This window comes from Hirschia litorea (genome assembly GCF_042665075.1).
Lineage (GTDB): Bacteria > Pseudomonadota > Alphaproteobacteria > Caulobacterales > Hyphomonadaceae > Hirschia > Hirschia litorea.
The window spans coordinates 79613-97905 of the sequence record NZ_JBHTBR010000009.1; the positions used below are offsets into that span (position 1 = coordinate 79613).

Below are 18293 nucleotides of genomic sequence, written 5' to 3' on the forward strand. Positions count from 1 at the left end.
ATATTACGGCTACACGAGCGGCCAATTTTAAGTATTAAGGTTACGAATACAGTAACCCTAACAAATAATTACTTATAACATTAAAATTGACTATATAATTTCTACATTTCAAAAACTAAGAATAATACGTATTCCCATATCTTTACGACACTTCAAACATTCATGTCTCCAATACTGAATCTGAATACATGCTTATATTTTGAAAACGAAAATGAGAAATTATTTTATTTTATCGACTGCAGTACAAGAAAAAGCTCTTTTGGAGCCAAAAAATCAAAGCATGCTGCGGTTTTTTGACGGTAGATATTTTGGTGATATGCGCTATTTTTAAAGTAATCCTGATAATAATAAGACGCGATATAGTTTTTCACCTTCTCGCTTTCAGGTGAAATTTTACTACCATACAAGCCTGCTAACTTAAATCTTCCGCACGCCATATTAAAATCCCGTGTCATAGGCTCAATCTTCCAACTATTTTCTAAACAAGCCCGCCCCTCACAAACATCATTTTCATACCCCATTTGAAAATAATCTGCTAAACGATACCAAGACGTTCCGTGTGTCGGATTTACCCTCACAGTTCGCTCTGCATAAATATTTCCCAATCGATTTGCATCATCACTTAATTCTGGAAACCACTGAGATTTAAGAGATTGAACACGCGTTGCTTGCGCTATCGCGCCCGCATGCCAAAAAAGAGGCTTGCTCCAATGAGTGTTAGAATAATTTTCTAGTCTCTCAACGACAATCAATCTTGTTTTATCCTCTATGTTCTCTGGCAGGACTTGCTTAACTGTCGACGCTAATGTGCGTTCAACAGATGCTGCGTTGAATACAAAGAAAGCAAAACAGGCAGCTATAAGAGAAACAGCAATTAAAGGAAATCGCATCATCTTCGACTTAACTCTTTGCTATTTCGTGCACCCGCAGCCCCTAGGAGCGCCATAACTAGATACGCTATTGCCGGAACTTGAAGTCCAAAATCAACCAGCCCATGCAATAAACATATACATATCGCGACACACGTTGTAAGTGCCCAATATGAGTCTGTAGACCCCAACTTACTTCGCGCTAAATGTCCCACAACGCCGGCAATCAAACATAGCCCCAACAGGCAACCAAGCGAAAACCCAATCACCCCCACCTCTTCCAAAGCATTTACAAAAATATTATGCGTGGAACCAACACCGACAATACTCGCCCAATTTTCAGGCGTTGCGGCTAATTGATTTAAATCATGAAACGAATTCATCCCATGTCCAAATACCGGTCTCTGCAAAAACAAATTCCAATGTGTTTCAACTAACACTTCACGTGTTTGAGCATGTTGAGCTAAACTCTCATCAAATCGTCGCAACACATAATTGCTGCCGAACCCAACAAATATTATTACCGCAGCAACACTCATCACTGCAATTTTACTCACTGTCGTTTTGATTTTTCCCTTCTGCATAAAAACAGCATTTAAGAAAAAAATCGCCACACAACCCACGCATGTTAAAGCTATACCGGTACGCGATGCCGTCACTAGAAGACAAACAAGTGACAATATTAGAGCAACTAATGAAACTGGCGCGTCCAAAAGCAATCTCGCGAATATAGGGAACCTCATGTTTTTAGAGCTACCCTTGTATAGTAAGACAAATATATTGTTCATACTTAAAAAGAATAACAAATAAAATGAAGTTGCTGCAGAGTTAGCACTGGTATAATTCACCATCAGACGCCCCCCCTGAGCACCATATAAACTCAATGCATATAAGCAGTATGGTATAGATAGCCAGATGATCGCCTTGAAGAAGGCATCTCTCCCAGTACGTGATTGTGTAAACATACGCGCAGCAAAGAAAGCGCTTATGAACCCTATAAAAGCAGCCAGCCCTTCTATTGTTCTGTAAAAGGATATAGTCGCGATACCGGCTTCATCAGATATCATTTCCCAAGCCGGATGTGCCGGCAAAATAGGGTTCGGTATGAGCGTTAAAATTATATAGCCAAGAAATAGAACTAAAAACAACAAAGCCCACTTTAGCGTCCAGTCTATTTCTTGCCACGGCTTCAGAGCATAAAAAGCTAAGCCTATCGTCACCAATATTGAAATGACGCCAGAATAAAAGCTTGATAAAACTGCATTATTTGCCCCCCCAAATATCAAGGCACTAAAGATAGTTGCAACAAGAATCCAGCTCAGACTACTTTTTTTACCAATTTCAATACTCTCGACCATAGCCCCTCCCAATCGCAACTATTCTACACACTGTTTTATAAAGTTATTTAGCTATAGCAAAGCAACATTGTCTGATCTAAGTTGAAACTACAGTCGACATTTTGTTATAAATATTTCTGCATCATTGCTTCAAGCTAAGCAAATTATTCCATCACGAAGAATCAAGCGTATGTTCTTTAAAACTAAAGCAACATCTCCCCCCCCCAAATCCGCACCCACCTTTCCTAACAATCATGTAGGATATGCAATTGGAGATATTCATGGGTGCGCTGAAGCTCTAAAAAGCTTATTAAAAAAAATAGTGATAGATTTTAATTTGCTTGAAAACAAATCTAAGCTTCAACCCTCCTTGATATTCTTAGGTGATTATATTGACAGAGGCCCCTCCTCTAAAGAAGTCATAGATATTTTAACGTCGAAATTACCGCGTGAATTTGAACCAATATTTTTACGAGGCAATCACGAAGAGGCTTTCTTAGATTTCATAGATGATATTTCCTCAGGAAAGACTTGGTTTAACCATGGCGGCCTGGACACTCTGGCCTCATACGGTTTACCCGTACCTGTAATAGGAGATTTTTCAGCAATCGATGAGTTAAAATATTGCTTGAGACACGCACTCCCAATGAAACACGAAGCATTTTTCAGATCGACGGTCACCTCATACGAAATTGGAGATTATTTTTTTGCACACGCAGGCGTTAATCCTGCCAATCCACTGAACCAACAAGATGATAAATCACTTTTGTGGATTAGAGAGCCATTCTTAAGTTCAACACGTGATTTGGGTGCTTGCATCGTGCATGGCCACACGCCCGTTGATACACCTGATCGCAAATTCAATCGTATTAATATTGATACGGGTGCTTATAGTTCTGGCAATTTAACGTGTGCTCGATTTATAGGTACAGACGTCCATTTTATACAGAGTAAATAGCCCGACATTGCATTTTATATTAAAAAATGCTGTTTCATAAAAGTTAGTTTTGAGGGGATTAAGAATTATGTTTTCCAAAAAGAGGGTTGGAGCGTTCTCAATAGTTGCTTTAACTTTTATCATGATAGCTGCTTGTACCGCGACCACTGGTAGACCAGCCCAATCAAATATAGCCACTGAAGTGACTCAAGTAATGCAGCCCGAAGCATATAAATTGGGTCAAGGCGATAATATCAGCATTAAAGTCTATGATGTAGAAAGCCTATCAGGGGAATTTGTTATCGATCCAGAAGGAAAGATAGATTACCCACTCATCGGAGAAGTTATCGCTGGTGGAAAGACAGTTGAACAATTCAAAACACAATTAGCACAACAACTTAGCCCCAATTATGTGCGCGACCCTCGCATCGGGATAGAAGTGCTAAATTATCGACCATATTACATTTTAGGCGAAGTTGCTAAACCAGGAAGTTTTGAATTTATCTCTGGTATGACAATAATGGAAGCTGTAGCAACCGCAGAAGGCTTTACATATCGGGCCGATAGCCGACGCGTCTTTATTAAACACTCCGGCCAACAAAATGAAACATCTTATGTCTTAACAGGCTCCACACCGATACAACCAGGTGATGTAATCCGGATACCAGAACGCAGATTCTAACATCTTATCAAATACTTCTCTATAATCCCAATTTTTAAAAATTGAATCTAAATTCAATCTCTTATCGCAAAGCCTTTATTGAAAAAGCGCCCTAACCTGAAAATGGTTAGAGCGCTTTTATCCAATAAAAATCAACTCTATTAAAGTGTGAATTAGCTTCTTGCAGTCGCGTGATTATCCACAAACCACGCATATGCTTCACGCAATCCATCTTCTAATGAAATCGTGTATTGCCAACCAAGATCTTTAAGACGAGATACGTCCATCAGTTTACGTGGCGTGCCATCTGGCTTTGTTGCATCAAACACCAACTCACCCTTAAAACCTGTAACTTTGGCAATTGTCTCAGCAAGCTCGCGGATCGTGCAATCAACACCCGTTCCAACATTGATATGAGATAGCATTGGCTGCGTATTCGCATCATAAGTGGCGCGATCCAAATGCATAACATGGATACTCGCAGCTGCCATATCATCCACGTATAAAAACTCGCGCATGGGCGTACCACTGCCCCAGATTGTTATCTTATCCGCCCCCTCCTCAACCGCCTCATGAAAGCGGCGCAAAAGTGCTGGGATCACATGAGAGTTTTCAGGATGAAAATTATCATGCGGGCCATATAAATTCGTCGGCATCACCGAGCGATAATCGCGTTTGTATTGACGATTGTAACTTTCACACAATTTTATACCGGCAATTTTAGCAATTGCATAAGGCTCATTGGTTGATTCAAGAACACCCGTCAATAATGCATCTTCACGCATTGGTTGGTCTGCAAGCTTAGGATAAATACAAGATGATCCCAAAAACAAAAGGCGCTGAACATTATGAGCATGAGCTGCATGAATAATGTTAGCTTCAATCATCAAATTCTCATAAATGAAGTCGGCAGGATATTCATTATTGGCGTGTATCCCCCCCACTTTAGCGGCAGCTAAATAAACCTCATCAATCATCTCATACGCAAAAAAATCACGCACAGCTGCTTGGTTTGTTAGATCTAATTCAGACCGTGTCCGGGTTATAATATTTGTATACCCCTTGTCTTTCAATTGACGGACGATCGCTGAGCCAACCATGCCGCGGTGTCCTGCGACAAATATTCTAGCCATCAATTTTCTCCAATTTGATAATATTTTCTATTTGTGGAAGCTTTGCCAGAACCTGACACTCACTTATTTTTCGTGCGAGCACTTGCTGCCCTAATAGATTGGGATGAATATCATCTCGAAATGGCATTTCATTGGTTTGTATAAGAGACTGCAGATCTTCAAAGTCATTTATTACAGGCAAACCCCAGCCTTCAAAAATATCTTTTAATACAAAAAAATTAGGGTCTAGTCCCTTATCCAATTCAGTCTGGGTTACGTGCTGAACAAGACAAACTTTCACATACCCCTTTTTAGCCATGGCAATTAAGTCATTAATTCCACCAGCCCCTTCATCAGTATCACTACTAGCTGTGTTTATCTGAAGCCTCGCATCCGAACCGCGTTTATTTACTATTCTAAGCAGACGAGGAATCAGATATCTTTCGATCAATTCCGTTGTTGCAGTCAACGGTTTCTTGGTTGGGTGAGTGTTTTTATTTAATTCTTGGAACGTTGGAATGTCGGTTAAATCATGGGAATTCAGCACGAAAATTAATGTATCTGCTTTCAGAAAACCATACTCATTTAGCCATGCTAATAGGTTTTTGGGCCCCCAACTTCCAGCACTCACATTTCCATAAAAGCGATTATTATCCGACAGTATAGACGTTGCTAAGGCCGAGTGAGAGGTCTGATTCCCTCCATTTATTACACTATCTCCCAAAACTAAAGTGCGTGGGATATCACCGATTTCTTCAATTGAGGCACTCCGCATACTGTACTCATTAACGAAAATATGATTTCCAAACCGCGATACATCCTGATTTGGTTTTAACATATATTCAATCGTTGGATGAGTAACATACAATGGTGGAGACCCTAACCCAACAATATTGCGAAGTATTAGTTCACCGCAAATAACAAGCGTCGTCACAACTACTAAAATTGATTTCAACTTCCCCACCCCCGCCATTTTTTATGGAACAACTAGTTCTCCATCGACACAGGCACGTCATACCCATGCGATTTTAAAAGCGCATTACTTCGTGCTGTTTCTAAATCATGCGCAACCATTTCAGCGCACATTTCTTCAACTGTAATCTCAGGCACCCAACCCAATTTTTCTTTCGCCTTGCTTGGATCTCCCAATAAAGTCTCCACCTCTGCTGGACGGAAATATCGAGGATCTACCCGCACAATCACATCTCCAACTTTCAGCGCAGGTGCCTTAGGCCCTTTTATGGCCGCAATGATTGCAACCTCATTCACGCCCTCACCTTCAAAGCGCAATGTAATGCCAAGCTCTTTAGCACTCATCGTTATAAACTCACGTACAGAAATTTGTTTTCCTGTCGCAATCACAAAATCATCTGCAGCATCTTGTTGCAGCATCATCCACTGCATACGCACATAGTCCCTTGCATGACCCCAGTCACGTAAGGCATCCATATTACCCATGTACAAACACTGCTCAATTCCCATAGCAATATTGGCTAGCCCGCGTGTAATTTTACGCGTTACGAACGTCTCACCACGGCGCGGACTTTCGTGATTAAACAATATACCGTTACACGCATACATCCCATAGCTCTCACGGTAGTTTACCGTAATCCAATATGCATACATTTTCGCAACCGCATAAGGACTACGCGGATAAAAAGGTGTTGTTTCACGCTGCGGCGTTTCCTGAACTAGTCCATATAGTTCTGACGTAGATGCCTGATAAAAACGTGTCTTCTTCTCAAAGCCCAAAAACCGGATAGCCTCCAGCAAACGCAATGTCCCGATCGCATCCACATCAGCCGTATATTCAGGGGCTTCAAAAGATACCGCCACGTGCGATTGAGCCCCTAGATTATACACCTCATCTGGCTCAACTTCCTTCATAATACGTGTCAGATTTGACGTATCTGAAAGATCCCCATAATGCAGTTTAAACCGTTGATCTTCTGTGTGAGGACCTTGATATATGTGATCAACACGTTGTGTATTAAAAGAAGATGCACGGCGCTTTAACCCATGAACTTCATAGCCTTTTTCTAACAAAAGCTCCGCTAAATATGACCCGTCTTGGCCTGTCGTTCCGGTAATTAATGCACGTTTCATTATGCACCCCCAATCATAGAAAAACTAAATTCAAATCTATACACATTTCAGTATCAATCGCTTGTAATGGCCTATATCGACCGTAGAGGACTCATGCAACCTTTTGATAAAGTGAACGCATTTTTTTGTGCAAATTCGACGCCATCTGCGTAAATTCTAGTCATTTTTGTTTATAATATAACGCCGCCAGCAGCTAAACTTCGCCCAATTGCTTGTTTATGCCGCTCCATTATTATGGAATCCGTGTCATATCCATTAAAAAATAAGAATAACGAAATTTATGCGAATTTCTGCTATAATTATGCAAGTAAAGCACCAGATTATGGGTTTATTGCGAAATTTGCATATCACTGCTGGGCACGAAAAACGTTTTCGACGGAATTGTTAGATTTTCTTCAAAATTTCAGTTCATTAAAGACGTGTAATTTTGAAATTTTTGTAGTTTTAGTCTGCTCCCCGAATTTACCATCCAAGCTTTCGTTGCAGCCATTCTCTTAAGCCCCCCCCTTTTACAATTTACGTACCCACTCTAAGAAACGCCCGATTCTTCAATTAGAGGCAGTAAGGCACCTATCACATGGTACAAAGTGCTAGCTGGTGCACTATTAGATGTTGCTCTTCCTATACTATCGACTTCGTCAAACCAATATCCGCGGATATCACCATCAACTGTCAAAAAAATAGTTTTCAGGCGGTCCAGCATTACAAGGCCCTGTCGAACATCTTTTACATCATTGCTTAATAACTTAATACGGATATATTCAGTTTGAGGCCAGAGACGCGCCTTACTTATCGGTATCGCGCCCCCCGTCGTAAGGCACTGATTCATAACGAGGCCAGTAGCTGCTTCCATGCCATACTGGTCCGAAAATTTTTCCATATAATCAGTAAACTCTGACGCCCTACCGGTGAGTTGTTTATATTTTCTAAGAAGTGAAGCCCATTCAAGCAAATGTCCTGGCTCTAAATAATGATATTTTGCTTCAGCTGTTTCAACCAATGGAGACAGATCACTGTTAAAATATTCCCGCAACAATCCATCAATACAAAAATGGGTATTGAACAAACCAAAAATTTCACTAGCGAGATCTGCCATTTGCTCATCTTGGTGTAATTCCATCCACCACATAGCTGTTTCAAAAAGATGCATGTGAGGATTTGCACGCCGCAACGGAATGTCATCGTTCAAATTTTCTTTAAATCCCCCCCTAGGGTGACGTAAATTAGTAAAAAGAAAATCTTTAGTTTGTTGAGCAGCATCGTATATTTTTTTATCACCACTCACTTTATAGGCCCACCCTAAACCAAGGAGTGCAAATGCTTGATCATAAGTATCAACTGTATCATTCACACAACGACCATCGCGACTATACAAGTGTCCCCAGCCACCTGTTTCAAGCCAACAATGTTTGAGCATATATTCAAGTGGGCTACGCATTGCTTCTAAACCAGGTCTCCAACCCAAATCATATGCATGTGCAAAAGCGTAAACTTGCCTTGCTTGAACACGGAAGCGACGTGTCATGTCAACTAATGGCTCACCTTGCATATTCATCGCTTCAAAAGAACCACCATGAACTTTATCCAAGCCCACCTCATGCCAATACGGTAATGCCACCGACATCAACCAATTTTTAGCCCACTTCTCCGCTGATCCAATATCTACTGAAACTTGTTCCACTCCATACCCCACTTCATTACCCCGTTTAAAGTACCCAATGACTTAAAAAAATATTTTCAGTCGCATAAAGGTAAGCCACTAACAGGCCCGAATCATCAATTAGAGGGGTCTCTATACATTATATTTTCAGATGTTAAACAGAACAGCACCTATGACCGCAAATTGATCTAAAACATGCACAATAAGAATATCAATACTAAGCTTATAGATGGCTTTGTATCAGCGCGTAGTTTTGTCGCTTATGCTGAAAACAATACCCATGCGGCATTGGTTGAGTATTTATTGGAAAACACCAAGTGCAATATCCGTCATGTAATTTTAAAACGAAATGTTGTGTTTCAGTCCAAAAGTCTTGTTAAGGTACATCCTCTACCAGAGATCCGCAGCACGTCTCCAGCTCACACTTGGAACACGATACAAACCTTTTATTATGATCGTTTTAAAGACTATGATTTGATCTATTTTCAAGACCAAAGTTGGGAAAGCCAGGCTATTTCTGGAGCTACTATTCAGGCCGGACGTAAGCGATGCTTGATACAGGATGGTTTTTTGTCATTTGATGAAAAACGATCTTTCGGATTTAAAAAATGGTTCTGGGCATTTTCTCGACACATTGATTTTGTTCACCCCAAAAAACCCAAACCACATCTACATTTCTGGAAAAACCGACTACTATACAATCAACATTTTTTCGGGATTACTAGGCCTGATCAAATATGGGTTTTTGGCGAAAGTATGAAAGACAGGCTAATCCGCCAGTTCGGTATTAGCGCACAAAAAATATATGTGACAGGCCCTATATTATTACCTCGAAATTTTCCTATAAAGCCTGCAAAAAAAATCACAATCCAGTCAGTTGAAAAACTAAAAATACTGTTTCTTGATCAGTGTTTTCTACAATATGGACGAATTTCTGACAGAAATTGGAAACGAAACTATCTTCCACTTATTCATCATCTTACGAACTACGATCTAACTATTAAAATTCATCCAGCCCAAACCAAAGAGGCCCTGAAAGACATTAAGCACTATGCTGGGGATAAGGCACGAATTTTGAACACCAAACGCTTGGAAGATCAAACGTTACCCAAAATTGATATTGCAGTGACGGTATCATCTACATCTTTTGTTTATTGTTTATCAAAAGGTATTCCAGTTATTTTTTATGATGTTCAAGCATTAGACAAGATGCCAGTTATATCTCACCCTTTGATAAAGGAAGTAGGTACCAAAGCTGACTTAGACACGGCCCTTTCTATCTATCTAGCCAATGGGAAATTCAATTTCAAAAAAGGCATTTCAATTGAATATCTCATCAATCCTGGTTAATGGCCAACCTTCAAAAATAAAACCTAAGAATGAAAATTGATTACAGTTGACCTTACAAGGCACATACATTAACCACACCTCACTACAATTGTGTGGTTGGAGAAGGAGTTTTTATACTATGGTGCCGGCAAAAGTTATCGCTGAAATTGGATGCAACCACTTAGGGGACATGAAAATCGCTAAAGAATTGATTTCAATAGCTAAATCATTCTGTGGTGCGGATTATGTTAAATTCCAAAAGCGTAATAATAGAGAACTTCTCACACCTGAACAATATGAAGCTCCACATCCAGTTCCCGCAAATGCATATGGTGATACCTATGGGGCTCACCGTGAATACCTTGAGTTCTCGAAAGAGCAACACCAAGAACTTATGGATTACTGTGAAGAAATCGGGATCGGCTACTCAACTTCTGTATGGGATGTAACTTCTGCTCGAGAAATGGCCTCTCTTCAGCCAAGTTTTTTAAAAGTGCCTTCCGCGTGTAATCTATACTTCGACATGCTTGAAGTTCTTTGTACTGAGTACAAAGGCAAAATCCAATTATCTCTTGGTATGACGACACAAGCTGAAGAAGAAAAAATCGTAGAATTCTTTGAAAAGCATGATCGCGCCAAAGATTTGCTTCTTTATGCATGTACATCCGGATACCCAGTACCAGCTGACCAAACTGCGTTACTTGAAATTACTCGCCTAAAAGAGAAGTTTGACGACCGTGTAGAAGCGATCGGTTTTTCTGGACATCACCTAGGTATTGCTCTTGATATTGCTGCTTATACACTTGGCGCTCAGTGGATAGAACGCCACTACACCTTGGACCGCACTTGGAAAGGTACAGACCACGCCGCTTCTCTTGAGCCAGACGGTTTGAGAAAATTGTGTCGTGATCTTAAAAGTGTTTCTGCTGGCATGACATACAAAGCCCAAGAACTACTTCCAATAGAAATAGAAACACGTAAAAAACTCAAATGGCAAGAATCGTAACTCAAGATCTCATTTCGAAACAACTTATGATTTACAAGCTATTTTAATTTAATGCTCGGCCACATGATATATGAGTAATGTGTCATGTGGCGGCATGCAAGAGTATCAGATTTTATAGTAAATCGAACTCCATAAATTTTTTGCTTCCTTCGGAAATTGATTCGAAACTATACTTAATCTGAAAGTAAAATTTCCAATGCCCTCACAGAAGCCTGCTTCACCAATTGATCCACTTAAACGGACAGTGTTAAGGTGGTTCTTGTCTTTGACTAGCACCTCAATTGACGAGCTTGAACGTTTGAAACCGGAGCTTGAACGTTTGAAACCGGAGCTTGAACGTTTGAAACTCCAAGAAAAGCGCAAAAAACTCACAGAAAAAAGCTATCTAAATAGTCCGAGTAGACAAGAACGCGTCGTTCAAAAAATTTCTGAGGTTCTAGAATCACAAGGACTTAAAGAAGGTCGAATGCTAGAAATCGGTGGACGCGAAAACCCCTTGGGACGTTTCTTTCCAAATTTTGAATGTATGAACATGGATTTGGCGAATACTGGTGAAAATGTTGTTATCGGTGATATAACAGGATGCCCTGAGATTGAGTCTGAAAGCTTTGATGTAATTATTAGTTTTGATGTGTTCGAACACATCAATCGCCCTTGGTTAGCTGCAAATGAAATAACGCGCCTTTTGAAGCCTGGTGGTATTACCTTCCACTCAACGCTTTGGAGTTGGCGTTATCACCCCTGCCCGATTGACTATTGGCGCTTTTCTCCAGACGCCCTTGAATTTCTATTCAACGATCTAGAACCATTACTCAAAGAATTCGATAGCGTCGAACGCCGCCGTAATATTCTTGGGCGCGGCAAATATAAAGTAAAAGCCGATGCAATAGGTGGCTGGAGAGAGAACTGGCGTGTAAATTTCGGTGGTAGAAAACCGTCCAACTAAATCGGAGTTCCTCTCGCCTGGCCTAAGAAGTTGGACTCTTTTCGAACTCCAATGGGACTGCTCGCTATCCTGAATGTTGAAGTGCTTGGCTTAGGTAGTCCAACCTCGATGTTAAAATCCAGCAGCGATTTTGACCTTACCACTATGGCATAGGTCGGTGTTGCGGGCAAACTCAGCGGGAGATTGCCCATTGTGAGCCATGTGAGGACGACACTCATTGTAGTCACACCGCCAGGCCTCAATCAGGCGTCTTGCCTCGGGTAGGGACGCGAACCAATTAACGTTCAAGCATTCGTCTCTCAGCGATCCATTAAAGGATTCGATGTGGGCATTATCGGTTGGCGTACCAGGCCGCGAGAAGTCCATTTTCACTTTGTGATGATACGCCCATAGATCGACGATCTGTCCCGTGAATTCTGCACCATTGTCGGCAAACAGAGCCCTCGGAGCTCCGCGCAGATACACCAACCGGTTCAGTACCCGAGCCACATCTTCGCCCCTCAGTCGCGCCCCAACTTCGATCGCAAGGCACTCTCGCGAGTAGACATCTATCACGGTCAACAAGCGCATCTTTGACCCGAAAGATAGCTGGTCATGCACAAAGTCGAGGCTCCGCGCCTCGTTTAATTTCGAAGGCTGACAGCGTGATTCACGATGTGTGGCCATCTTGCGCCGACGCGGCCGCTTCGCCCGTAGGCACAGACCTTCTTCACAATACACCCGGTAGACAACATTGCGGCCGACCTGCCAGCCTTCCCGCTTCAACATGATGTGGACACGTCGATATCCAAAGCGGATGCGGGCCGAAACCTTCTCACGTTAGTCTTTATGGCATCAACCACTCAATTAAGTTATCAGATACTCAAAAGTTCTTTTTTCTTCATCTTCTCCAATAGACTCTTGCAGGCATTTGAGTCTCCTCCTTGAAGGAAAAACTGCTCAAATATTTGCTTCGCTTCTTGGAGGCGTCCGAGCTTGTAGAGGGCTTGGCCTCGTTCTCTCAAGAACTTGGGGAGCATTTGTGATTGATAGTCTACTTCTTGGTCCATATAGTGCAATAGCTCTTCATATAATTTGGCTTCGGACAAGCGTTGCATATTCCGAAAAACCGATAGATTCGGATCTATAGTTTCTTGGATTCTGGATTTAATCTCTACTAAATCACCGACACTTCCATCACATACATAATACCTTTCGAAGGCATCCTGAACATCACTCGATGTAGTATGCAAAACATCAAAGTCAAAATCGACTGCTCTAAGCTGCTTCATCAGGGCTTCAAAGCAATCCATCGTACTCGTGTTATACTTATTTGGGTTCACCCCATCAAAATTCTGCCCTGAGAAATCAATGCCTGTACATTCAATTCGTTGCGCACCCAAAATAGCAAAGATCTGGACTGCAGAGAAGAACACGCCCATGGCATCCATAATCGGCGCGTTTGCATCCGTGAAGTTAAACTCATCTCGGCGCGCATCAAAAGCCATCGATGACAAATTATAAGATATGAAAGGCACGTTGAGCTTTTTCAAAAGGTCAGTATCGAGCTTATTGTGAAGCTGGCTACGACGGTTGATTTGACCATAAATTCGCACTACGTCTTTCGTCAGATACTGAGGCCAAGCTTTTGGTGAATGAGGTGCATCCTGCATCACGTGCACATCGCACGCGATAGCCGAGTTGAGAACCGAACGGTTTAGTCCAACAAGAATTTTCCCTTCACATTCTGCTTCGGTTAACAGGGTAGAGCTGCTACCTGCCCCCATAATGACAACCGTTTTGCCACGAATTTTTGAGCTCAATTCTGCTATATCATCTGCAGTGAATGCGGGAGCCTCATCTGCTCCAAGAAATTTTTCAATAACCCTATCATACAGCCTAAGATATCCATCAAGGAATCGTTCCTGCGTAAAAAAGTTATCATAAACTTTTTTGGCACGGGCACCGATTTCTTTTGGTGCTGTATTAATGATCTCATCGACACTTTTGTCGGATGCATTGTCAGGGTCAAAATATACAACGTTCTTATCTATATCAAAATCCATATTGCCTTCAGTCGGGGTTAGAATGAGCCCCTTGGACAGGCTCATAGCTTCGAGTGAAGAAAAATCAAAAATTGCGTGGCGTTGCTGCATTAAAAACCAATCCGCCTGAGCAACAATGCCCATAGCGATCGGATGCGACAACCGCTGGGGAATCAATATCGTTTTAAAGGAATATTCCCTTGAGTTCTTTTGAAGCTTTTCATAATACCCGCCTTTGTGCTTTGTACCCAAAGCGATCCAGATGATTTTCTTTTCGGTTTTGTTCGCTAGCTTTTCTAACAGGACAGGGCATCGGTCGACACCTTTATTATAACTGTAGTCCCCGACTGTCACAAATACCAAATATTGCGATCGCAAATCCGGATTCAAAAGTTCTACGCAGCCATGCTGCACAAAAACCCCCTGAGCCGCTTCTTCAGATATCTCAAAATCGTCGGCTGCGTTATAAACTGGCTCTGGACCAAAATTAACCTTCCCTAGAGCCGTTGTTTCCGTGGTTTTCTCGAAAGCTTCGTATGCTCCTCTACTCGGAAAAACCACTTCTAGAGCATTCTCAAAAGCGGTCTTCTCATAGTGGTTCATGATCCACCGCTCTGACGGGTTTAAAATCTCTCCAAAACTGGTTCGCTCATGGGTAAAGCTACCCTGCTGATGGTAAACTAAAACATAGGGATATCCCGCAGAATACGCACCGACAGCAGAGCCAATATCGTGACAAACGAAGACATATTTGCAACCAGCTTTCATTGTAAACTGTTGGGGTAATTTAGAAAAAAGCTCACAAGTAACAAAATACTCTGCCTCTAGAAGTTTCCTTGCCATGGTTCCTAGGCTATGCTGCTTATTGAAATATTGCAGCCATGCTGGAAGGGCAATCTTTTTTGGTTCAAAAAAGTAACGTGAATACAATCCTCTATACTTCGGCCCGACCGCATCACGTAAGACTTTCAGAACACCGTTTGGTCCGCCGGTTGCTGCACCAGGCGGAAGGGGACGATACGCAATATTAATAAATTGAATGTCAGTGACAACATCATCGCTTGCAAGTTCTTGATGTGCTAATTCGGCCTGAAGGTGTTTGGGAAATAACATTAGTCTAACTTTCTAGAAAATACGAGGCAGCTCTCAGCCGAGCCATTTTGTAACACCTTGAAGGCTTTGCATGATGACTTGGTGCATATCAAGGTACTGATAAGTACCGCAGCGACCAATGAACTGCATACGGTCAGAGACTTTTTTTGCCTCGGATTTGTATTGTTGGTAGACATTGGCGTAACGGTTGTCGGACGTCTTTACAGGATAGTAACGCTCGAAAGCATTGTCTTCATAAGAACAGGGTTCTTCGACAGTGTGGATATATTTCTGACCTGAAATGCGATGTTGCGGAATGTTGTGCCAATAGGTTTCACGCGTGAATGGCCCGGTATCTGTGAAGTTAATGGTCACATGGCCCTGCGACTGGTCTTCTTCTGAGATGTTATGGTGAAAACGGATCGACCGATAAGGCAACGGGCCAAAAGTATAGTGGAAGTATTCGTCAATCGCCATACTGTTGAAGATATAGTCAAAATCTTTTTCCATGTCCATACTAAATGGAGTTTCCAACTTGATGGAAATGTTTGGGTGCTCGAAGATAGCCTCAAATATAGACGTATATCCATTAGTGGGAACTGCCTGAAAGCTATCATCAGGAAAATACCGCTCTTCATTGTCAGTTCTGATCTTTACACGGCGTACCACATCTACCGACATCTCACGCAAGGACATACCCCACATTTTCTCGGTATATCGTTGAAAAAATAATTCGGTCAATTCTTCTCCAATCTGACCAATGAGATACCCGCGAGCATCGTCAGCGTCGACGGAGGTATCCATCGGTAATGTTTCAAGACTCTTACCCAAAACGCGCTGCACAGTTTCGCTGTTTACAGGAAAGGGAACCAACTCACCATTTTCTAATTTTGCGCGCACTTTGTGAACGTATGGTTGCCAGTCGGTAAACTGGCTTAGCCACTCGACAACACGATTGTTTGAAGTATGAAAAAGATGTGGGCCATACTTGTGCACCCTAACGCCTTCAACTACATGGTCATAGGCGTTACCCGCAATGTGGTCGCGCTTGTCGATCACCTCCACGTGATGGCCGGCTTCAGCACATTCTCTTGCATATACTGCTCCGCTGAAACCCGCACCTACAACCAATATTTTCATTACATTTCCCCTTGCTTTAACAACCGATCCTACTTCGTTTCGTATTGCATGCGTAGAAGCATAGTCCCCTTCGTTAGCGTTTTGGGGACACGGCACAACTTAAACGAAAAGAAAATTCGAACCACCTGACTTGCTTTATGAAGAGCGCCACTGTTTCTAATAAAAAACGGCATGCTTCGAGCATTCTTCATATGAGTCGACCCATTTTGTCCATGCCATATAGTTCGATACATTAACTAAACCTAATATAGCCATAACGGTTTGGGGGATACAGTTACCCCCCTCCCTCCAAACCTACTTTAAAAAAATACACCCTTAATAAATATGTCCTGCAGATAAGTCTAATTCGAATAAAGCACTGTATTAATTCCACAAATGAATATCAATTTTATCTAACTTACAATAAGTTAAAGTCATTCATCTTAAACTTACCGATTTCCTTCTGTTAAATAGTCAGATTCAGATGCTATCTATAATCCCGTTTATTCTCAGTTTTGTTCAGGCCTTCCATACATACAGTCGCAATAAAAGGCACTATCTTGCCGATAACTGGCAATCGTTGGACCCCATCCCATACATTAGCCAGCCTCAACACCATTCTACGCTTTGAAGGAATTTGTGGTAAAAAGTCGGGATCAAAAGCAGGGTCTACTCTACGGCGCACTGATATTAACGAAGAAGCAGCAATAGCCTTCAAAGGCCCACGCATACCCGGCAAACGGGCAAGAATACCTACCGCACGAGTTGCAACCGACACCATGATTTGCTTCATTGATAAGCGTTTTTTAGCTATCTGCATTGCCGCTACTTGGGTCTCTTCAGCTTCAAAAGCGGCAGATATTGTTATTTCAGTACTCATCATCTTTTCATACGCATGTCGATATGGTGTTGTAGGCATCTGCATTCCAGATGGATCACCTTCCCACTCTGCGATTTTACTTTCAACACGATTTAAGATTTCGCCAGATGGATTGTCAGCTATGGATAATTGTCTTTCTACCCAAGTATCATCCACATCTTGAAATTCATGGTTCTCAATCTGATCAAATGTCATCAATCGATTACTAGATGCGAAGAAAGGACCGCCGTATATATCTGAAAAGCCAAAATCAGCTATTGTTGCGAAAGGGACGCCGTAAAACCATGCTTCAGGTGCAGCTGTTGAACTGACAGATAACACCAAATCAGCTTTGCTAATCAATTCTGGCATCGGTTCGTATACGACTGCAAAGTTCTGCGGGATGTCCTCTACTGCAAACCATTTTTCCAAGAGTTCAAGATAAGAAAATTTTTCTTTATTGAATGCTTTTTCACCCGGCTTGTGCCGTGGTTTAAACAAGACTTGGCTGTCTGGATAACGGCGCGCATAGTCCATTAAACGCTTCAATAAATACAATCTCTCGCGTCTGAGAGCCGGAACAGTTGGTTGTGCAGCAAATACGATCACCTTGGGAGGAAAATTTACGGAGGGACGTTTTTCAACACCACCAAATATCGTCAAGCCAGAGCAAATCAATGCCTCATCCTTGCGACCAAACATTGGCAGCGCCTCACGCATCAATTCATAATCTTGTTTTGAGTTTACACAAAGAAAATCTGAATCTATCCGATCAGCCATACCGCCCAACCAACGTTCCAGTACTAACCCAGCATACCCAGCTACCATAACCGGGCGTGTCTCAGACTCTCCTTTAGAAAACGCTTCATCAACCAATGTGTTAAGCGTTGCAGTGGAACGGCCATCCACAATCATAAAAACAGCATCATAATCAAAAATTTTGCCGGATTCCACGAGATATTCAGCAGTCGTTGAAAACGGACGTGTCTTTGCTCCAGAAGCCTTCCACTGTTCTCTCGTTATTTGTGCTCTTCCTTTATCAGATTTGCGAATTAGAACACAGTAGTCCATCCAAAAACCGCGTTCATTTGCTTCTTTTTCAAGAAAAGCTCCCCATTTCAAACTGGAATCAAAAGCTCCTACAAGTAAAAATCTTCGGTTTTTGGATTTATACGTTGAACGCAAATCTATTACTCCAGTCAAATTAGTAAAACTATTTTAATACCGGCGCTTATG

General features: G+C 41.8%; 14 protein-coding genes and 1 pseudogene. 5 read left to right on the forward strand and 10 right to left on the reverse strand.

Going from position 1 to position 18293, the window contains the following annotated elements; all coding sequences use genetic code 11:
• Positions 1 to 224 precede the first annotated feature (224 nt).
• Entirely contained in the window at positions 225 to 893 is a 669-nt protein-coding gene (locus ACFQS8_RS15125) for a hypothetical protein (RefSeq protein ID WP_382168916.1), read from the reverse strand.
• Positions 890 to 2227, reverse strand: coding sequence for an O-antigen ligase family protein (locus ACFQS8_RS15130; protein WP_382168918.1), 1338 nt, complete (start codon positions 2225 to 2227; stop codon positions 890 to 892). The genes ACFQS8_RS15125 and ACFQS8_RS15130 overlap by 4 nt, the downstream gene beginning before the upstream one ends.
• Before the next feature lie 169 nt (positions 2228 to 2396).
• Between ACFQS8_RS15130 and ACFQS8_RS15135 the strand changes: the two genes are divergently transcribed.
• Together ACFQS8_RS15135 and ACFQS8_RS15140 are read left to right on the forward strand one after the other, a co-directional pair.
• Positions 2397 to 3164: a metallophosphoesterase family protein gene (locus ACFQS8_RS15135; protein WP_382168920.1), complete on the forward strand. Its 768-nt coding sequence runs from the start codon at positions 2397 to 2399 to the stop codon at positions 3162 to 3164.
• Between the two features lie 67 nt (positions 3165 to 3231).
• A complete protein-coding gene (locus ACFQS8_RS15140) occupies positions 3232 to 3825 on the forward strand; it encodes a polysaccharide biosynthesis/export family protein (RefSeq protein WP_382168922.1) in 594 nt (197 codons plus the stop codon).
• A 152-nt stretch (positions 3826 to 3977) separates the two neighbouring features.
• Here the strand turns inward: ACFQS8_RS15140 and fcl are convergent, their stop codons facing one another.
• The 4 genes from fcl to ACFQS8_RS15160 all read right to left on the reverse strand — a co-directional run bounded on the left by fcl (position 3978) and on the right by ACFQS8_RS15160 (position 8703).
• Complete coding sequence (fcl, locus tag ACFQS8_RS15145; protein ID WP_382168925.1) at positions 3978 to 4937, reverse strand: GDP-L-fucose synthase; 960 nt, start codon at positions 4935 to 4937, stop codon at positions 3978 to 3980.
• Positions 4930 to 5871, reverse strand: a complete 942-nt coding sequence (locus tag ACFQS8_RS15150) for a hypothetical protein (protein ID WP_382168927.1) — start codon at positions 5869 to 5871, stop codon at positions 4930 to 4932. The genes fcl and ACFQS8_RS15150 overlap by 8 nt, the downstream gene beginning before the upstream one ends.
• A 32-nt stretch (positions 5872 to 5903) precedes the next feature.
• The gene (gmd, locus tag ACFQS8_RS15155; RefSeq protein WP_382168929.1) at positions 5904 to 7022 is read right to left on the reverse strand and encodes a GDP-mannose 4,6-dehydratase; all 1119 of its coding nucleotides are present in this window, start codon (positions 7020 to 7022) and stop codon (positions 5904 to 5906) included.
• A 529-nt stretch (positions 7023 to 7551) separates the two neighbouring features.
• Positions 7552 to 8703, reverse strand: coding sequence for an AGE family epimerase/isomerase (locus ACFQS8_RS15160; RefSeq protein ID WP_382168931.1), 1152 nt, complete (start codon positions 8701 to 8703; stop codon positions 7552 to 7554).
• A 174-nt stretch (positions 8704 to 8877) separates the two neighbouring features.
• Between ACFQS8_RS15160 and ACFQS8_RS15165 the strand changes: the two genes are divergently transcribed.
• The 3 genes from ACFQS8_RS15165 (at position 8878) to ACFQS8_RS15175 (ending at position 11963) form a co-directional block, all read left to right on the forward strand.
• Positions 8878 to 10032: a hypothetical protein gene (locus ACFQS8_RS15165; protein WP_382168934.1), complete on the forward strand. Its 1155-nt coding sequence runs from the start codon at positions 8878 to 8880 to the stop codon at positions 10030 to 10032.
• 118 nt (positions 10033 to 10150) lie between these two features.
• Entirely contained in the window at positions 10151 to 11017 is an 867-nt protein-coding gene (locus ACFQS8_RS15170; protein WP_382168936.1) for an N-acetylneuraminate synthase family protein, read from the forward strand.
• A gap of 265 nt (positions 11018 to 11282) precedes the next feature.
• Positions 11283 to 11963 carry a class I SAM-dependent methyltransferase gene (locus tag ACFQS8_RS15175; protein WP_382168938.1) on the forward strand — a complete coding sequence of 227 codons (681 nt, stop codon included), beginning with the start codon at positions 11283 to 11285 and terminating at the stop codon, positions 11961 to 11963.
• Positions 11964 to 12074: 111 nt separating this feature from the next.
• Here ACFQS8_RS15175 and ACFQS8_RS15180 read toward each other — a convergent pair.
• From ACFQS8_RS15180 to ACFQS8_RS15195, 4 genes and pseudogenes are all read right to left on the reverse strand, one after another.
• Positions 12075 to 12782: pseudogene (locus ACFQS8_RS15180) on the reverse strand (IS3 family transposase); the annotation flags it as partial.
• Between the two features lie 35 nt (positions 12783 to 12817).
• Positions 12818 to 15100: a glycosyltransferase family protein gene (locus ACFQS8_RS15185; RefSeq protein ID WP_382168940.1), complete on the reverse strand. Its 2283-nt coding sequence runs from the start codon at positions 15098 to 15100 to the stop codon at positions 12818 to 12820.
• A 33-nt stretch (positions 15101 to 15133) separates the two neighbouring features.
• The gene (locus ACFQS8_RS15190; protein ID WP_382168942.1) at positions 15134 to 16219 is read right to left on the reverse strand and encodes a UDP-galactopyranose mutase; all 1086 of its coding nucleotides are present in this window, start codon (positions 16217 to 16219) and stop codon (positions 15134 to 15136) included.
• Positions 16220 to 16685: 466 nt separating this feature from the next.
• A complete protein-coding gene (locus ACFQS8_RS15195; RefSeq protein ID WP_382168943.1) occupies positions 16686 to 18242 on the reverse strand; it encodes a DUF6716 putative glycosyltransferase in 1557 nt (518 codons plus the stop codon).
• Positions 18243 to 18293 lie beyond the last annotated feature (51 nt).